The sequence below is a fragment of the Pseudoalteromonas sp. A601 genome (assembly GCF_002165575.1).
GTDB lineage: Bacteria > Pseudomonadota > Gammaproteobacteria > Enterobacterales > Alteromonadaceae > Pseudoalteromonas.
Window position 1 is genome coordinate 1 of record NZ_MXQF01000001.1, and the last position, 16,663, is coordinate 16,663.

Annotated in this window: 16 protein-coding genes; 3 read left to right on the forward strand and 13 right to left on the reverse strand. The window is 36.8% G+C overall.

Annotated elements, in window-relative coordinates; genetic code table 11:
* A partial coding sequence (locus tag B5G52_RS00005) for a hypothetical protein (RefSeq protein ID WP_217896153.1) occupies positions 1–545 on the forward strand: 545 nt, incomplete at its 5' end.
* Positions 546–785: 240 nt separating this feature from the next.
* A complete protein-coding gene (locus B5G52_RS00010) occupies positions 786–1,223 on the forward strand; it encodes a hypothetical protein (RefSeq protein WP_013463093.1) in 438 nt (145 codons plus the stop codon).
* Between the two features lie 43 nt (positions 1,224–1,266).
* Here the strand turns inward: B5G52_RS00010 and B5G52_RS00015 are convergent, their stop codons facing one another.
* Positions 1,267–1,659: a YolA family protein gene (locus B5G52_RS00015; RefSeq protein WP_199524511.1), complete on the reverse strand. Its 393-nt coding sequence runs from the start codon at positions 1,657–1,659 to the stop codon at positions 1,267–1,269.
* Between the two features lie 1,167 nt (positions 1,660–2,826).
* On the opposite strand from B5G52_RS00015, the gene B5G52_RS00020 reads away from it, so the two are divergent.
* Positions 2,827–3,276, forward strand: a complete 450-nt coding sequence (locus B5G52_RS00020) for an antitoxin Xre/MbcA/ParS toxin-binding domain-containing protein (protein ID WP_087530931.1) — start codon at positions 2,827–2,829, stop codon at positions 3,274–3,276.
* A 362-nt stretch (positions 3,277–3,638) separates the two neighbouring features.
* On the opposite strand, the gene cas6f is transcribed toward B5G52_RS00020, so the two are convergent.
* The 12 genes from cas6f to B5G52_RS00080 all read right to left on the reverse strand — a co-directional run bounded on the left by cas6f (position 3,639) and on the right by B5G52_RS00080 (position 16,652).
* Complete coding sequence (cas6f, locus tag B5G52_RS00025; protein ID WP_087530662.1) at positions 3,639–4,238, reverse strand: type I-F CRISPR-associated endoribonuclease Cas6/Csy4; 600 nt, start codon at positions 4,236–4,238, stop codon at positions 3,639–3,641.
* The gene (gene csy3 / locus B5G52_RS00030) at positions 4,235–5,263 is read right to left on the reverse strand and encodes a type I-F CRISPR-associated protein Csy3 (protein ID WP_087530663.1); all 1,029 of its coding nucleotides are present in this window, start codon (positions 5,261–5,263) and stop codon (positions 4,235–4,237) included. The genes cas6f and csy3 overlap by 4 nt, the downstream gene beginning before the upstream one ends.
* Entirely contained in the window at positions 5,263–7,314 is a 2,052-nt protein-coding gene (locus tag B5G52_RS00035; RefSeq protein WP_087530664.1) for a type I-F CRISPR-associated protein Csy2, read from the reverse strand. Before B5G52_RS00035 ends, csy3 begins: the two co-directional genes overlap by 1 nt.
* A 3-nt stretch (positions 7,315–7,317) precedes the next feature.
* The gene (locus B5G52_RS00040) at positions 7,318–8,493 is read right to left on the reverse strand and encodes a TniQ family protein (RefSeq protein ID WP_087530665.1); all 1,176 of its coding nucleotides are present in this window, start codon (positions 8,491–8,493) and stop codon (positions 7,318–7,320) included.
* Between the two features lie 70 nt (positions 8,494–8,563).
* Positions 8,564–9,952, reverse strand: coding sequence for an adenylate/guanylate cyclase domain-containing protein (locus B5G52_RS00045; RefSeq protein WP_087530666.1), 1,389 nt, complete (start codon positions 9,950–9,952; stop codon positions 8,564–8,566).
* On the reverse strand, positions 9,940–10,512 hold the full coding sequence (locus B5G52_RS00050; protein ID WP_087530667.1) for a Pycsar system effector family protein: 573 nt from the start codon (positions 10,510–10,512) through the stop codon (positions 9,940–9,942). The genes B5G52_RS00045 and B5G52_RS00050 overlap by 13 nt, the downstream gene beginning before the upstream one ends.
* Positions 10,513–10,812 (reverse strand): helix-turn-helix domain-containing protein, encoded by a 300-nt coding sequence (locus B5G52_RS00055; protein WP_087530668.1) that lies wholly within the window; start codon positions 10,810–10,812, stop codon positions 10,513–10,515.
* Between the two features lie 89 nt (positions 10,813–10,901).
* Entirely contained in the window at positions 10,902–11,678 is a 777-nt protein-coding gene (locus tag B5G52_RS00060; RefSeq protein ID WP_087530669.1) for a retron Ec48 family effector membrane protein, read from the reverse strand.
* Positions 11,665–12,849, reverse strand: coding sequence for a reverse transcriptase family protein (locus tag B5G52_RS00065; RefSeq protein ID WP_087530670.1), 1,185 nt, complete (start codon positions 12,847–12,849; stop codon positions 11,665–11,667). Before B5G52_RS00065 ends, B5G52_RS00060 begins: the two co-directional genes overlap by 14 nt.
* 353 nt (positions 12,850–13,202) lie before the next feature.
* Positions 13,203–14,204 (reverse strand): TniB family NTP-binding protein, encoded by a 1,002-nt coding sequence (locus B5G52_RS00070; protein ID WP_087530671.1) that lies wholly within the window; start codon positions 14,202–14,204, stop codon positions 13,203–13,205.
* A gap of 2 nt (positions 14,205–14,206) precedes the next feature.
* Entirely contained in the window at positions 14,207–16,030 is a 1,824-nt protein-coding gene (locus tag B5G52_RS00075) for a Mu transposase C-terminal domain-containing protein (protein WP_087530672.1), read from the reverse strand.
* Entirely contained in the window at positions 16,023–16,652 is a 630-nt protein-coding gene (locus B5G52_RS00080) for a TnsA endonuclease N-terminal domain-containing protein (protein WP_087530673.1), read from the reverse strand. The genes B5G52_RS00075 and B5G52_RS00080 overlap by 8 nt, the downstream gene beginning before the upstream one ends.
* Positions 16,653–16,663: the final 11 nt, after the last annotated feature.

Consider the following 16,663-nt stretch of genomic DNA (forward strand, 5'->3'; position numbering starts at 1 on the left):
AACTGGTCTCCGATGAACTCGGGGCGATTCATTTGTATACATTCGACAGCGTGCCTATTATCTCATTTTGTCATACACAGTTTTCATCTAAAATAACCTGTTGCGCCTTTAAAAATAGGCGTATACGCTTTGTTTACACCCGTATACATCAGAGGTATTTTAGAATGGCTATTCTAAGCATCCGAATTGACGATAAATTAAAAGAGTCTTTAAGTAGTGAGGCGCAAAAGGAAGGTATTTCTTTATCTGAATATGTGAAGAAATCACTGGAAATTAAGAGCGTTGATACTCATATACTAGCAACAGAGAAAAACTTAAAAAGCTCTGTTGATAGTATTAAAGATTTAGCGCTCGTCTCTCAGGAGACTGTACACGAAGTTGAACTAAATATTCAGCGGCTAAATGAATCGCTTAAAAATGCAAATCACTTAAAAGAAATCAAAAAATTGAAATGGATATTGATTTCTATATCCCTCATCTTTGTATCAATCTCGATCCCAATATTTCACTTTAATATTGCTTATTTCAAAACCTTCTTTTATTAGGCTTTATCCTGAATAATTTAAGGCCTATGAGCCAAGCCTATTAGTAAATATTCCAGTTACCGGAAAGCCTTTGCCGTCCAACACCTCTGTATTAAGCTTTTCACTTTACGATGAATTACCTTCAACAACTTAATTTAAATAAACTTTTTAAAGGCGTTTTCAAAAGACTATAAGTGTATAATTATGGCGCAGGTTTTGCAGTTAATATCACTCATACGATCATACTAAGGAAAAGAACCTATGCGAGTTGATGCAAACGTACATTATTTTAATGGGAACCAGCGTACCAAGCCTTCAACAGAGGCCTCAACGTCATTTTCGGCTGCATTAACAGCAGCACAAACAGACAATGATAAGACTGACAGCAGCACAAAACAGGCGGATTTCACTAGTATGACCCGGCAAGAAATGCGGGACTGGGCCAACACTCAAATCCGCAATGGAGAAATGTCTCTCGATGACGGCAGGCCTTTCATGGCTATGACTATGAAAATACCCGTAAATGGAGGCGAACTGGCAGGTGCACACAGTGATGAAACACGATATAACTTCATTCAAAAAACGCGTGATGGCATCCAAGGCGCACTGTCACGCAATGACGAGACTACTTTGAAGATGTTAGAATCAGCTATGTCTATCATGCAAGACAAAAGTACTGGTGTTAACATTCGTATTTAGAAATATAAAAAGGCCAGAATGTCTGGCCTACATCATTAATAAATCAAAGAATACTGATCTGGACTGACATAGTATTCCATGGCGAATTAGTCGAAGTATTTTGGTATTTGAATAATCCGTTTTGATGACCATCGACATTGTATTCATTGAGGAAACCCACGACAGTTTGCCCAGCGGTACAAGGCCATGTGTAATTACTACCAGTCACACAAACAGGCGTACTTGAGTACATTGTGGAACTCGGAAGTAACCCACCGTTCATCCAAGCAATATGATTATAACCATAACCAATTTCTAAAACAGCAGTACGCAGCTGCTCTCCCCCATGATCACATGCAGTTGTTGTCATACCAACAGTGGACTCCCACCCACAATCAGTTGAACCAACAGCATATACCCACATTGAAGATAGCGGCGGAGCTGATGCTCGAGCCATTAATTCAGACTCCATGCGGATGTTTTTGATTTCGGCAGGAGCTGGAGCATTCTGACTAGTGAGTACAGGAAGGGAGGTAATTACTTGTTGACTGCGCGGAACTTCCTCAGCATAACTCATATTACTTACACCAGTTGCTATGACTACAGATAGCAGGCAATTAATTAAATTTATTTTCATAGTCCTTGAATTTCCCTTTTAATATCAATTGAAAGGTATTCATAGTTCACGCCTTTAGCATTGTCAAAAAATGAAAACATAATGATAAATAATTAATTTTTATATTTGTTAACTGATAGCAGAAAATCAAACACAAGACCTTCATCCAACAACTGAGTTTCACCGGTGAAACTTTAATTTTAGCGGCTAAAATAATGGGGTATCACACTTTGACCTGCAATACCCCCTACCTAACAATTAACCTATTAAACTTATAACCAATTGGGCTACAGAAATTAGGGAAATTAAATTAATAGAAAACCTTCCTTCTACTTTCACTTTATAATGAATATCTATTTTCATTCGCGTGCTCATTAATATTGATAGTGCCCCAACCGCAGTGTAATCTTAAATTGCCGTAAAAGATTGGCGGTTAGAACGTGGCATCCATGCCATTTTACTATCGTTGATTTTCAACCAGGCCTCGTGCCTGGTTACCTTCATTTTTTATGTTTCTTTGATACTAACAAAATTTTTTAACTATCTGCGGCGCTGAAAAAATTAACCTGTCGCCTTAGTTCCGCTTAATCATAATTTAACGCATAGCACTTTTACGAATAAGCAAAAGGTGAGTATTTATTAAAATAATTGCCGGTGTATCTACCATTTCACATTAAAAACAGGTGCGGCGGCACTCTAGGTTACACTGTCGTATTAACCTAGAGGCCTTGCCATGTAAGCGCTAATAACGAATTGCACACGGGAAAGTTACACGCGTGATGTGAACGGTACTTTTGAACGGACTCGATAAAGTTATTGAATAAACAGGTCTGATAAACACAGCCGTACGTATTGCTATCTGTGCGTTGCTAATTTAGAAAAGTCCCTGACACGTTTCTGTCCAAAAACGAGCTTAACCGACCGTCTGCTTCTCGCTCTAACCCGACTATCAGCTGGATAGTAGAGGTGCTATTATTAAATATAACCTTTTCTGGCTTTGAGGTATCTATGCCTAGTGATATTCAACTTAGTGCTAATCATAAATTTGTAGATATACTTAGCAATGGAAAAGTTAATTTAAGCTCAAACCCTTTAGATGAAATTGAATTAATTCAGCGTGGTTTAGATATAAAAAGTGTTGAGAAATTTAGGCTTGAGTTACGTTGGGATATTCAATCCTTTGCTAAAGCAATTGGTACAAATACTAGAATTTTCGAACGTCATAAAAAAGAGCATAAACGTTTAAATGCAACTTTGAGCGAAAATACCTTTGAGTTGGCTCATTTAGCATCAACTTGTATTGATTACTTTGAAAATATTGAACGATGGAATAAATGGCTAAATACATGCTCCTTACAATTTAGCTCTAAAACACCTTTAACATTTGTAAATACAATTGCGGGTAGAAGGTTAATTAGGAACGTTGTTAATAGCCTTAAACACGGTTATAACGCTTAAAAAGACCCCAGCGTTTGCTGAGGTCTTTTTATTTACCCTCTGCCTTTTCGGCAGTTAAAAGTTACAATTTGTGGTTGTTTACTTCCCGGCCTAACTTCAGCTGCCTACTCGGCAGTTCACGATTTGCGTAAAGAAGCATTAGTTAACTTAGAATTTCCAGCTGCCTACTCGGCAGTTCACCATCGTAATGAACGACCAGACCACATTCAAAAATTTCCAGCTGCCTACTCGGCAGTTCACTATAAATAATAGTACGTATTACCTTAAATACCAAACTGTTAAGTGATTTTTATATGATCTACACTTACTTTTACCTATAAGTTTAAGCTATTGAAAAAACTATGAATATTTTATAACTACTTTTAAAGGGCCTTTAAAGAAGCAACCGTGCCTTGAAATGTTTGATTTGTAGCAAAGCCATAATTGTTAAAATGATTATTTATGGGTTCAGCTTTTTCAATTTTTTGTATATGCAGAACATAACTTTGGCCACTGCCTTTGCTTGATACGGGTATTGAATGAAAGTGGCCTATGTCCTTTGCCTCAAATTTATATTCAGGATTGTAAACCTCGCCTCTGGCTTCAGCTCGTTTTTTAGCGCGCTTTAACCGTCTTTGCTTTTCGCCAACAAATGCTTTGGCTACTGATTGGTTGCGAACAAACATGACTTCGCTTTGGTTTACTGGTACTTCGAGTATTTTTGATAAGCCAAATAACTTATCATGAGCCATCATCTCAAAATAGCTTTGCTGAGATAGATTGATTAATTGCTTCTTATCTGTCGATACAAACGCTACTTCATTACCTATTGTTTGCTCATTCCATTTAGGAAAGCACACACCAATATTACTTATTTCGCGTGAACTCATAAACCCATGCAAAATACCAATACAACGCCCAGCAAGAAGGCTTACATCACAATTTTTAGGTAAATAAGTAATAGTAAAATAATAGCGCTTCAACCTTTACTCCTTTGAAACAAGCCACCTTTGATCAGCACTGCCGCAATAAAGTGAACTGCGTCTGATTCTTCACCTTGCTCTAAACCATGCTTTTCCATGTGTTTAATATGCAAAGCAATGCGCGGGAGTAATGAATAAAAGTCTGAATGGCTCTTAGGTGTTCTGTGTGCAACTAATATTTGCTTATCTGCGCCATACTCGTGAGTGCGTAAAGGTTTGTAGCCTCCCTCGTACCAATCATCGATAGTTTGGATAGCCGCCCCTACTTTTTGTGAGTTTAAACTTGCTGCTTTTTTATCGCCCACTTGGGTGTACGCAAGTTGTTTAGATGACATGCCCTGTTCAACAGCATCTACAAACTTTTGACTTGGGTGAACCTCCTGGCTAAATGCATTTTTAATCTTTGCGGTTATATCTAAATAACAATAATTTTGAGGGCTGCTAAGCCCTTCTTGAATAGCTTCTGATAGTGTTATTAGTGCTGTTTGATTATTTTTCCAATTGCCCTGCCACTTTAGCTTTTGTGCACCCTCAACGATTATTGGGTCTAAATGTTCTGTGAGGATTTCAATATCAACATTTGGTGATTGGCGGTTGCGCCAAAGCCAGTTGCCCATCAGTATATTTTTAGCATAGCGAGTCGCAACTTCATTAAGGCCATTGTGCTTTTTATAGGTTTCAAAAAAACGTTTTAACCAATAAATAACTTTAGGGTCATCACAAACATGAGGCTCAATACTATTGGCCTCAACCCTGAGTGAAAAACGACAAAACAGCTCATTTACTGTTGGGGGCACGTAACACACATCAATTGTTTGTGGGTTACCAAAAGCGAAATCTTGTGGCGCTAAATTTTTAGCCACATTTTGCTTTTGATACGCATCGCCAAACCCTGACTTTTGCCCAACTAATTTATTTTGCTCTATTTGTAGCGGTTCAAAGTCAGACTCTGGTGTTTTATAAAAAAACACCGCTTTACTGGGTGAGAGCGAACGCGTGTAACTTAAGTGCCGAGGTAATTGCATTATTCATACTCAAACTTAGACTTTTTCATAAGCATAGACTCTTTTTGAACATCCATAACCCAAAATGCGTCATGAAAGAACTGCTTAGCCCCTGCGTACTTTACTGATGTATTGCTAACACACTCTAAAAGCCCAATTACGGGCTCAGCATAACAATGGTATTCATGTAATGCTGCATCTCGCTTTACGGGTTCTTCAAGCGCAGCAAAGCCAATTGCAGCAGGTCTTAAATTAAAGTTACCGTTAAGGGCATCAATCAATTGTTCAAAACTTTTAACTACTTTTTTCGAAGGGTATAACCAACTGCCATTTAACGATTTTGCCTTTATATTTTTAAACAGCTCACTTGGTTTAGTATGTAAATGGCACCAGTCTATATTTTGATATAACGAAGGTGGATGCATAGTCCCGCCCGCAAACATAGATGGTAGTGCGGGCTTTATAAGCTGACTATTCAACTTATCTAAAAGCTCAATATTTGGTACAAAAAGCCTAAATACTAAATCGAGTGTTATATCGCATTTAGGCTTATCGATAATACCGGAACTTATCACATGAGTATGGCCAGCAACTTGTTTTAACTTACTTGGCTCGGGTAATGGTTTACCTGTATGTAGTTGATAGTTTTCAATGTGAATAGCACTGCCAATACACTTAATTGAAGGGTCTATAAAGTTTTTTAGCTTACGCTCAAAGTTATGAGCAAGCCCATTTAAAGCTGTAAGTGACGGCATACCTTGAATATACGGGTTAGCCATTGCCTCGGCATCAAACACTCGCATATCTTGGCAATGTACATACACTATTTGCTCATCATTTAATGTTTCTTGTTCAGTTGTACAATGAGTAAACACATAGTTTAACTGCGTTTTAAACAACCCCATTAAATTAGGGTGATATGCAAAGCGTTTGAGCTTACTTAAAGTACCTAGGCTCTCATTTAGTATGTTACTAAATTGGCTAATACAGTTAGTAATATTCTGATCTAAGTAATGCTTAGCCCACTCAGGATAAGCTTGCTCTTGCGCGTTATTTTTAGCTTCAAGAATGTTATCAAGCCATAACTGCAAACTAACACGTACCTGCCTAATAGCTGCTACTCGCGCTAATCGCTTTTGCCTTAACGTATTAAACTGCTTAATACCCACTAACACCAAAAGCGCCTGTTGAAATTGACTGCTTAATAGCGCACGAATTTTAAATGCTTTTTCAATATCATCATTGGCTACTTTAGAGCGGTTAATAACCTTTGAATTTGTTTTAGGAAAGTAACGCAAGGCTCTTATATTGCCACCTACTGAGCTTGCTAAATCGCCTACATTGGCTGGCCTTGAGTGCTCAACTAAACCAAAGTTTAACTTACGATCTGTTGTTAATTGCTGAATTTTAGCTAGCATTACGTGGCTTACTACAGGCGTAACCGCAAGGTAACTTTGCTGAAATGGCATTTGTAATTGTGGTGAAAAAGAGCTTACTTCTAATGGGAGTTCTGCTACTGGCAACTGTTGTTTTATTTTAACCGCGATGTCAAAAACCGCCTTTTTAGTAAACCCGTATGCTTTTATTAAATTAATCCAAACAGGCTCTTCAGTTATTAATAACTTTGCTAAACAAGTCACTTCGCCCTGCCAAATAAATGAGGTTAAAAATAACTTTGCATGATTAATTTCAGCACTGTTGTGCGACCAGCCAAAACTTAAAGGTAATGACCGGCTACAAATACCCGCAATATCTTCACTTACAACTTCACTAATTAAACGTTGATTGCTTACTCGTATATCAGGGTATTTTAAATTATGAGTATGAAACCATTTCACTTCGTTAATGCACTTACTCAATAACACTTCATCGCGTAATACACTTTTAGCGGTTCTTGTGCTTGTTAAAGCATCAATTTCACTTCGCTTATAAACTAGGTTAATGAGCACAGTCAGCGCTTGTACTTCAAGGCCATCTACCGCAACATGAGGCGTGTATGGAGCAAACAACTTTCTAAGTGCTGTGGTTTTTTCTTTTAGTGATTCAATTGCAAATGCATCTTGTAAGTTCATAAGTTACCACGGCGCTATAAATTGTTTTTTTATTTGAGGCTTTTCAGCTGCAAATGCTTGCTGTAGTTCAATTACTTGGCGTAAATAAAAAACATGGCTATCAGCTCTGAGCTGTTCGTGCTTTTTTTGTGGATAAGCACAGTTTAAAAAGCCTTCTTGATGAAGCCTGTAAACTTGCTCTGTAGTGGTGTTTAATAATACTGCGGCATCAAAAGTACAAAGCAGTACATCTGCAATATTTGGATGTTTAGCTTTAGGGTTACTATCAACTAATTCGACAAAGTAATTAATAATCTCATCAAGAACTTTGTTTTTACGGTTACTTGTTGCAGCTATTTGACCATCACGGATTAAATCGCCATAAACAGAGTTGAACTTAGTTTTATTAAAAGGATTGAGTTGCTTGAGACGCGCATTATTTGTGAGTAAGTTTAATTCAACGGTAAGGCTTTCAGGCCAAGTACTAAAGTAATTAACAAAAGCACGGTTAAAATCAACATCACTTACATCAAGTTGCTTAACCTTCGCAAACCAAGATATTAACCCAACTATTTTTTGGCTGTTATTACCTGCAAGAGCAATTGCAATTTTAAAGTCTGCATCATTTAATTTTTCACTATTGGTTAGTTTATAACCACAACCACACTCTAAAAACGCCTCAGAAGCTCTGTAATCAATTAAGTTATGGCACTCTTTACAACGTGTAGTTAATTGTGCTTTATGCTTATGGCACGCTTTATAGGGCTTTAAATGCCAATAAAAAGGAATACATGAAGATTCAGACAAGCATTTAATGCAAACAGGTATACTATCAGTGCGAAGTAGCTCAAGGGGAATAGTCAGTTCATTTCGACTTACTGCTGCTAAGTTGCCAAATTTAAAGTTACTGCGCCGCCATGCAAGCGCAAGAATGTCACCAGCGTTTACATCAGCTAACTTACCAACCAACTTTAGCGCTCTTATTCTAAAGCTGCTCGCTTGCCTAGCATGATAAACATCAACCTTACTAAGCTCCAACGGCAACGCACCTTCAAGCTCATGATCTTGCTCTGCAAGCCATTGCCACAAAATATCAGCAAGCTCACTATAACCATCGTATGAGTTATCTCTTGCAAGCCTTAGTAAATAGCTTTCAAGCGCCTCATCTGGGTAAGGTTTTGTTTGAACTAAAAAGTGCATCGCCAGCCTAAACTAAGAAAATCTTAGTTTAGGTTTAGGCTAAATAAATTAGATAGTCAAAATTAAGTACCTAATTAATTTCTAAAAGAGGATCTCCAATAAAAACCCCAAAAGACTCCTCTTGCAATAAAGTCCTTCTATTTTCATCTAAAACTGATACATGCATAAAATGAAGTCCTAGATAACCAGTATCTGCCCACTGGCTCGCTCTATAATAACCATCATCGGAAATATGTGCTTCAACAACATTCTCATGGTTATCCGAGTTCTCTGCAGCTTCTCTGGCTTCAGCACCTGTATTTTCAACTCTAAATCTTACACGGACATCTTTATTCAGATCTTGCTTGGGTAATTCAAATTTAACTTTAAAATCAATACCTAAGCGTTTTTTAACCACTTGTGAACACGGAAAATAAATCATCTTTGATGGAGAGTTTTTATCATCTTTTAAATGCGCTGTGATTTCTATATTCCCTGAAGAATTGCTAATAGATGGGCTTGGTAGTAAGGCTATATATTTTTCATGATTAAGCAAATATTGCTTATAATTAATTGGCTTGCCGGAAGCGTCTAAGTAGTTTGGTTCGACAAACTCTTTTTTCACTTTCTCGCCATTAGATTGGACGTATCTAGTTTCCAATATTTTATCAGGTAAATCTAATAGCTCTTTAATTGACTGCCCTAATAAAACTCTATTTTTAGGAGCTTTTTGCTGTAACTTTGCAGCAATATCAACATAATAAGATGTTGCTGTAACTTCAGAAGCACCGGAGTAACCATACATACCCCAAATAACAGCTTCTTTCTTACCATAGTCAATACCAATTCGAATACCAACATCATCTTCAATACCTTGCTCTGTAAAGTAAGGCTTTACAACTTCATTCATCACTTGAACTATATAAGTACCGCAATTAATGGCATCAATAGCTGCATTTCTTGCCTTTTTATCACTTCTAAAAAAAGCAAGTACTGCATCCCCCATAATTCGATGTACATGCCCATCAAATGCCTGTATTGTCTCAATAGCAGCCCTGATAATTGCATTTTTGATTAAAAAAACTGTTTCCGCAGAGTAAGTAACACCTAATTTAGTAGAACCTTTAATATCTATAAATAAAGACACATTAAAACCATTTTTCAATGTTTTAGTATCAGCTAAATAATCAAAATCAGGGTGTCCCCCAATCTTAGGCTCATTAATTCCCGGTTTACCAAAAGCTTTACGAATACTTTTTTGTATCCCAAAGTTTTGTTCTTGAGGCAAGCCCGAGTTAACATTTAAAATTGAAGAAGCTGATTCTAGACCAACTTGATAGCTTTCAGCACTCAACGAGTCTAATGAAAAGCTCTTTGCTTTTTGAACACTTTCAAAAAACTCAGATGAACGCCTCTCTCGATCAAAACCTTGTTTTAAAATTTCATCTATTGACCCATAAGCTCCTTTTAGCTTTGACATAATGTAACCCCTAATGTATCGAAAACAATTAATATGAAAAGGATTAATAAAAGAAAGAGGTTTACCTTTGTGCTTGTAGTGGCTTTATCTAAGCTATTAAATTTACTCTTTGTTATTCTTGCTACCTCATGAACTTGCCCTGAAATATCTTCTAAAAAGGAATTCGCATCCATGCTTTCAAATTTTTTGAGGTAGTCTTCTCTTTCATATTCAGCTACTGAGCCAAAGAAAATAACAGAAGTAGGCTTCAGTTTTTCTGAGCTTTTTAGCTTAGGTTTAATGCTATTCATTACAAAAATAACACTAAGTAAACTAAACAATGCTATTAAAACTAAATTAATAGCAATCGCCCACATATAAAAACCTGAATCAGGTAGCAAGTCGGATGCTTTGAGCAGTAAGCCTGCAAAAATACCGAAGTTAAACGTTGTAATTAGGCCACTTTTAAAATTAATTGTAGCGATATAAGAATCATAGCGTTTAATAATATCCCATAAATCTGATTTACTCGGTTTTTCGTCACTAAGCTCTTTAGTATTAGACATACAATCTTTTGACATTTACTTTTCCTTAAGCTTCATTAACAATTCTTTTTGATCAGTGCTACTCAATTTTCCAAGCGCGCAAATTAGTTCAGATAAAACATCTTCTTCACAATAAAAGTAAGCTACTGGTACATCTAGCTCTTTAGCGATGCGTTTCATCGTTAAGAAATCAGGGGCATGTTTGCCTTTTTCGTATTGGTTCATGCGAGCGCTAGCCGTGTTTGGCTCCATTCCTAATGCCATACCTAGCTGTTGCTGAGTAAGGCCAGCTGCTTTTCTTGCAGACTTTAGGCGTGAAGGTGTTGGAGTTTCCATGTGAACCTTAGCTATAAAACATATCTTGCTAAGATTCTCTTAGTATCCAACCCATAAGTGTACTAAGGATATTTTAGTTTTTAGAAAAGTTAAAGATAATCTTTTTTCAGGCCGGCCAATCGAATTTTACTAGTTGTAAATTGTTTTGTAACTGAGTCAATATATTGATAAAGGCTGAGCTCAATTTCATCAAAGCTCGTTCGGTGTCTGTGCTCAATTGTTATACCAAATTCTTTCAAAACTTCTATTAGCTTTGTTTGATGGTTTGTATATTTATATCTTAAGTTAGTATCTTTAGCATCATTGTATCTTTGGTTTGAGTCCTCAATTACAGCTATTACGTCATTTAATTTTCGATCGTACAGTCTAAAAAAGTTAAATTTACCACTTCTAGAGTCTGGGAACACTAAAGCATAATATGTATACAAATCAATACGTTCTGGACTTAACAAGTGATCCCGTTCAATTTGAGCTGAACAGAATTCTGCAAAGTTACTTAAGTTGTTGTTATGGTTTGACATTATGCTATTTTCTAATGATAAAGCATACGTTTTCCACCCAATATACACACCCAATCCAGCTAGTATAGTTCCAAATATAACAGTCAATTCTTTACTGAAAGATAGGGAATAGATGAACCGTTCATTAACAAGTTTTAAACAAGAATTGGTTAAACATAATCCCCAAGTTAAGTTCTCATCATTGATAAATTCAATTGCAACGCCTATAACTAGCAACAACTGTAGGGAAATATAAAGTAAAAAAAGGAATACAAACCAGCTTTTAGTTCTAACGCTTAAAAGGTAATTCACCGAAATATGTTTTTTCAAATTGATAAATATGCTCTTAAATTTATCCAATGTCATATTTTCGATCCTTTGGCTCAATTTCTTTAAGTCGCTCACTTATTTCGGTGTATTTATCTTTATATAATCTTTTTATAATTCCATTCATATAAACAACTAGGTTAAATCTTTTTTTGTACCAGTATTTCTCCCTATAACTATCAGGGTAGGTTTCGAGCTTTTTAATTATAAAAAAACAATGTTTTATATCAACTGCCGATGGCAATGGCTGAATATCACTTAAAGCGTTTTTAAAGTAGCCGTGTTTTGGATGCTTGACCCTTGCTAGCTTGTGAATGCGACCTAAACATCTATCAAAAGATCTGCGATAACTTCTGCTTTTCCTAAAGTTATTTTCTTGAGCTTTCTTTGTTAATGCATGTACTTCTGCTCTGATTTTTGCAATCTCTTTAGCAGGTAAACGTGGCTGGTCAAACTCAACTCTAAGTCCGTGTACCATCAAGGGCTTTATCGAGCTATAAGACACCTCTTCTTTTTGCTCATTTATTGGCAAATCTTTTTGCAGAAGCATGTCTTCAATTAATTTTTTTGCAGTGTTGAAATTAAAATTAGAAGCTTTACTAGAAACGGAGATATCATCAATGAACCTAGTATAGGTAAGTCCCTTACGTTCTAATCGTTTAACCAGTAAGTGTTCTAAGTCAAAAAATATTAAGTTAGCTACATAGCTTGAGGTCAATGCGCCTTGAACCAATGTATTTTCAAAGCAACAAACATCACATATGAAATCGGCTACTTCATTTGAAAGATCTAAAGTATTAACCAAAATATCTTTTATATGCTCTTTATGAATATTATCGAAGAAATCTGATATATCCATTTTTAAAAGGCTTTTTGCTCCACAATGCTTTTCAGCACATTTGATGTGGTCTCTGCTATCCTCAATTCCATTAATTAACTTTGGTATAGAACCGTATACAAACTCAGGCCAAATTATTTTAGGCTTGAAAAAGCGGTTATTGATTCTTCTCTGAAATTTTCTGGTCAATTTATTAGGACATAAAACTCTTCTCTTAGAACCATCACTTTTATATGCAGATTTAACAGGTTCACGATATCTAGAAGAGCTATTTGAGGATATAAAAGCTTCATAATCATCTTCTAAATCTAGAAAAGATATAAAGTTTTCAAGCTTTTTAATTGGGTCGCCTCGGTAATACTTAATTTCCATATAATACCATTTTGGTTGGATGCCGTACCAAGCATGCGCTTTTATACCGTTTCTCTAGGCTAAAGGTTAACCATCACATTCTTTAAGTCAAATCTCAGCAACCACTGGTTAAACTTCGGTACGGCTGATCCATAGCTTGCTATTGCCTCCGCCAGCCGGAGGCGTGGTGGGGCCCTGAGCGTAGATGACATAGTCACCGTTATGTATGTAGCATACATAACACAGCTGAGAATTTTTAATAACCTTAAATGCAGTGAATAAGTGAATCACTTACGCAGATTACAATCTAATTGATAATCGACCATAATTCAACAAATTAAGACAGCTTATTTATCTAAGCTGAATAAGTAAGGTTATTTCCTTAACAACTGACTAATCGGCATTCGGTCAGTAAACTTGGTCGCTATAAACGGGTCTTCGTCTTGGGCGCTTTCAGGTTTATATAGTGAATAGCGCTCGACTTCACTTGCTGTAATTTTTGCAACTGGCAAAGTAAATAGGTTTGGTATATCAGGGAAGAGCACATCAAATGCTTTGACCAAGTGTTTAGTCGTGAGGGTTTTTGTGTTGTCTATTAATGCGTAAAGTACGGCATCATCTAAAAAGTATTTTAATGTTCTAAAACAACCTTTTGATAAGGAGAACAAAGCAAACACTGTTGCTTGCTCACTTAAATTTGGCTTTTCGGTGAATGGCATACGGTTGGCTAGGCCAATTATTAACTGCACAAAATGCTTTGGGTTTTCTGATAATTTAAAATATGGCAGCTGCCGCCTTACTAATAAACGCGATGACCATTGAGGTTCGTCTGCTATTTTTTCTGCCCACGGCATACCTACCAATACAATTGATACACCCGCTTCGTCGTTAATATACTTTAATCGGTTAGCAATCTCGCGGCGCTTTTTACCTTGGTTGTGCTCAATTAGCTCTTGGAACTCATCAATAATTATAAGCTCAGTACCACACGTTTTTAAATTTTCAATTAATGATGTCGTTAACCGAGTACCGTTTATTCGTAGCTTACGCTCTGTGCTGCCTACTTGCCCTAAGTCTTTAAGAAGCTCGGCTAAAGTAGATTCTAATGTCGGATTGCTCGGTATGCGGCTGACTAATACAGGGTGATTCATCACTCCATTAATAAATTGCGGTAAGTGACGTTCTTTATACTGTTTTATTAGTGCTGTTTTACCTGTGCCTGTATCGCCATTTAACAGCATGCAAGGCTTTTCACCTGTTAGCCCTTTACCAAGTCTTAATCTGTCAAAGTCGTTAAATACCGTGCTTATTATTGGGTATTCAATAAATACATCGCGAAATTCATTAAGCTTTTCTTTTTGTTTGTCGGTCAGCATAATTAAAATCCATCTAGGTCTGAGATAAAGTCATCCCAGCTATCAGCTGGTTGCTCTTTAGGTGTAACCTTTTTAACCTCTACGTGTTTGCTCTGCGTGATTGATTTTTGTGAGTCACTATTTACATTTTGATGCTTAGCTAATGCTTTACCCCCTTTTACTTTTGAGTGTTTTGGCGCATTTTTTAAACCTTCAAACTCGCTTTGAATTTTGTTATGAATAAACATACGCGCTTTTGCTAAGCCTACATTATCGATAGAGCCCGAAATAAAATCGCGATGAATGCGTATATTTATTTTATGCTGATTCAAACTTAAATTTTGGGTATAACCGTTTGGATCTATGCATGGCACTTTTATGTAATGCTCTAGCTTATCGAGGTAAACGTATATATAAGAAATATCATCGGGGTTTAATTTAATTAAAACTTCTTGAGATACCTTGTGGCTAAATTGCTTTCTATAATTGGCCAGTTCAGTACTGTCGTAGCTTAAGTTTTCTAGCCGTATCCCACCTTTACGAAGCACCCTATGATTTGAAATACTGAGCACAACATCCAGTTGTTGAAGATCATCATTACTCAGCACTGTTGGTGGTAACGTATTAAAGCCTTGATCCCATTGTTGGCTTGGTATGTACTTAAATCGGCTGTCGGCATCTTGATGGTAAACGTCTACTACCCATTTATGAAATAACTGCATAAAGGTCGTAAAGCGCATGATTGCATCTTTTTTGGGATTGTATTCATGCTTTTGTAAAATGTTAGAAAAGGTTTTACCGGGAACAGGGTCTAATAATTCAGTGTTAATTGTGCCGAACATGCGTTCTACAAATGGTTTTAACCAAGGCTTTGCGACAGGGTTATATTGAGTATTAATGCCTATCTCTTCACAAGCAAGTTCAAGGCTGTTACTCCAAAATTCAGCGCCATTATCAACAACGAGAGTTTCAATTTTGCCAGCACACTTCCACTCATTTAGCGTATCTGGGTATAGTTTTGCCACTTCACTTTTAGGTTTCATCGCATTTAGCATTGCTCGCCTTACTGCATCATAGCTGGGTTCGCTGAAACTAAAGTAATAGCCAACAATACAATGGCTATACACATCTACTAACATAGTGAGTGTTGGCCGACCAAGTGGGATATGCAGCTCATCATCTAATAGAATAAGATCAAGCGGTGTATGGTCAATTTCAACTTTTTCGAGTACTCGGGTAGGCCGTGTATGCCCTTCTACTTTATTAAAAGCAATATCAGCAAGGCGCTTACCATAACGAGCAATCATTACTTCGTATTGTGGTAAGTTATCTATTCTGTTTTTAAACGCTTTGTATGTTAAAGGCTTTAAAACACTGCCCACAACACTGTCGTTTTCAATAATAACTAAATCTGCATAATACTTATAAGCAGAAGCCACTGATGGTTTTTCTTTTACTAAGTAACGCTCAAGCGCTTTTTCAAAAAACTTATCGGTGGCTGTATCGCGCTCCCTGTTACCCTTTTTTTGATGGCTTGGAATTAGCGCCATGATATTTTTATCTGCATTGGTATAAGCGCTATACCATCGTGCAGCGGTTCTCCAGCTAGGCTTCTTTTCTCCCTCAACTTCGGGCATTACTTTTAATAAAGGCTCAAGGTTTTTTTGTGTCCAACCGCCTTGAATATTAGCCTCAAGCCATTGAATATATTTAAGCTTAGCAAATGTTGTAGTTTTAATTTTTTCAGGAAGGGCTTGTAAATCTTTGGCGTAATTTTGAGGTAGTTTGGTTTCTGCTTTTGGTAATGGCTGGTTAAATTCATCATCAAACAAACCGTCATTAAACATTGTTAGACCAAATTGCTGTTTCTATTGATATTTCATTTGTAGTTAAGTCGGCAAATAACTGCCCTAGTGATAATAAGCGTAGCACCGTAGCAAGTAGCTCACCGGCAGTTACTTTTAAAAAGTTAACTAACTGGCCCACTTTAATAGAGCCGTATTGCTTAACAAGTTCTAGCACCGATGCTTGCAGCTCTGTTAAAGACTGAAAACCAGAGTAGCGATGCAAAAGCTTTAAGTTATTGAGTGTTGGGTATACACGGATTTGCTTATCAGTAACCAGTATTAAATCGCGTCCATCTTGCTTAGCGATGGCTTGCTTTTCAATAAAACGTGCACGAAAGTCTTCATCGGCAATTTTGCTTTGTGGTTTTACTTCGATAAATTTTTGCGTGCCGTCTGTGTGGATAAGTAAAAAGTCAGGCGTGTAACGACAAATACGGTTATCAAACTGATATTCGTAACCGAGTGGTTGTGCTTCAAATGCGGCTATTGATGGTGAAAATTCAAAATGGAAACAAGCATCAAACTCTAAAGAGGATTCAACTAAACAGGTAGATTTATTTTTTTGACTAGCAAATTTATGGAGGTTTTTAACACGGGAGTGTTTGAGTTTTCTTCTGTACATGTGAGTCAACC

Bases quoted from the DNA above. Each gene is read 5' to 3' on its own strand.
- B5G52_RS00010 (WP_013463093.1), top strand. From the start codon at position 786: ATGCGAGTTGATGCAAACGTACATTATTTTAATGGGAACCAGCGTACC.
- B5G52_RS00015 (WP_199524511.1), bottom strand. From the start codon at position 1,659: ATGGCTCGAGCATCAGCTCCGCCGCTATCTTCAATGTGGGTATATGCT.
- B5G52_RS00020 (WP_087530931.1), top strand. From the start codon at position 2,827: ATGCCTAGTGATATTCAACTTAGTGCTAATCATAAATTTGTAGATATA.
- csy3 (WP_087530663.1), bottom strand. From the start codon at position 5,263: ATGCAATTACCTCGGCACTTAAGTTACACGCGTTCGCTCTCACCCAGT.
- B5G52_RS00035 (WP_087530664.1), bottom strand. From the start codon at position 7,314: ATGAACTTACAAGATGCATTTGCAATTGAATCACTAAAAGAAAAAACC.
- B5G52_RS00040 (WP_087530665.1), bottom strand. From the start codon at position 8,493: ATGCACTTTTTAGTTCAAACAAAACCTTACCCAGATGAGGCGCTTGAA.
- B5G52_RS00045 (WP_087530666.1), bottom strand. From the start codon at position 9,952: ATGTCAAAGCTAAAAGGAGCTTATGGGTCAATAGATGAAATTTTAAAA.
- B5G52_RS00050 (WP_087530667.1), bottom strand. From the start codon at position 10,512: ATGTCAAAAGATTGTATGTCTAATACTAAAGAGCTTAGTGACGAAAAA.
- B5G52_RS00055 (WP_087530668.1), bottom strand. From the start codon at position 10,812: ATGGAAACTCCAACACCTTCACGCCTAAAGTCTGCAAGAAAAGCAGCT.
- B5G52_RS00060 (WP_087530669.1), bottom strand. From the start codon at position 11,678: ATGACATTGGATAAATTTAAGAGCATATTTATCAATTTGAAAAAACAT.
- B5G52_RS00065 (WP_087530670.1), bottom strand. From the start codon at position 12,849: ATGGAAATTAAGTATTACCGAGGCGACCCAATTAAAAAGCTTGAAAAC.
- B5G52_RS00070 (WP_087530671.1), bottom strand. From the start codon at position 14,204: ATGCTGACCGACAAACAAAAAGAAAAGCTTAATGAATTTCGCGATGTA.
- B5G52_RS00075 (WP_087530672.1), bottom strand. From the start codon at position 16,030: ATGTTTAATGACGGTTTGTTTGATGATGAATTTAACCAGCCATTACCA.
- B5G52_RS00080 (WP_087530673.1), bottom strand. From the start codon at position 16,652: ATGTACAGAAGAAAACTCAAACACTCCCGTGTTAAAAACCTCCATAAA.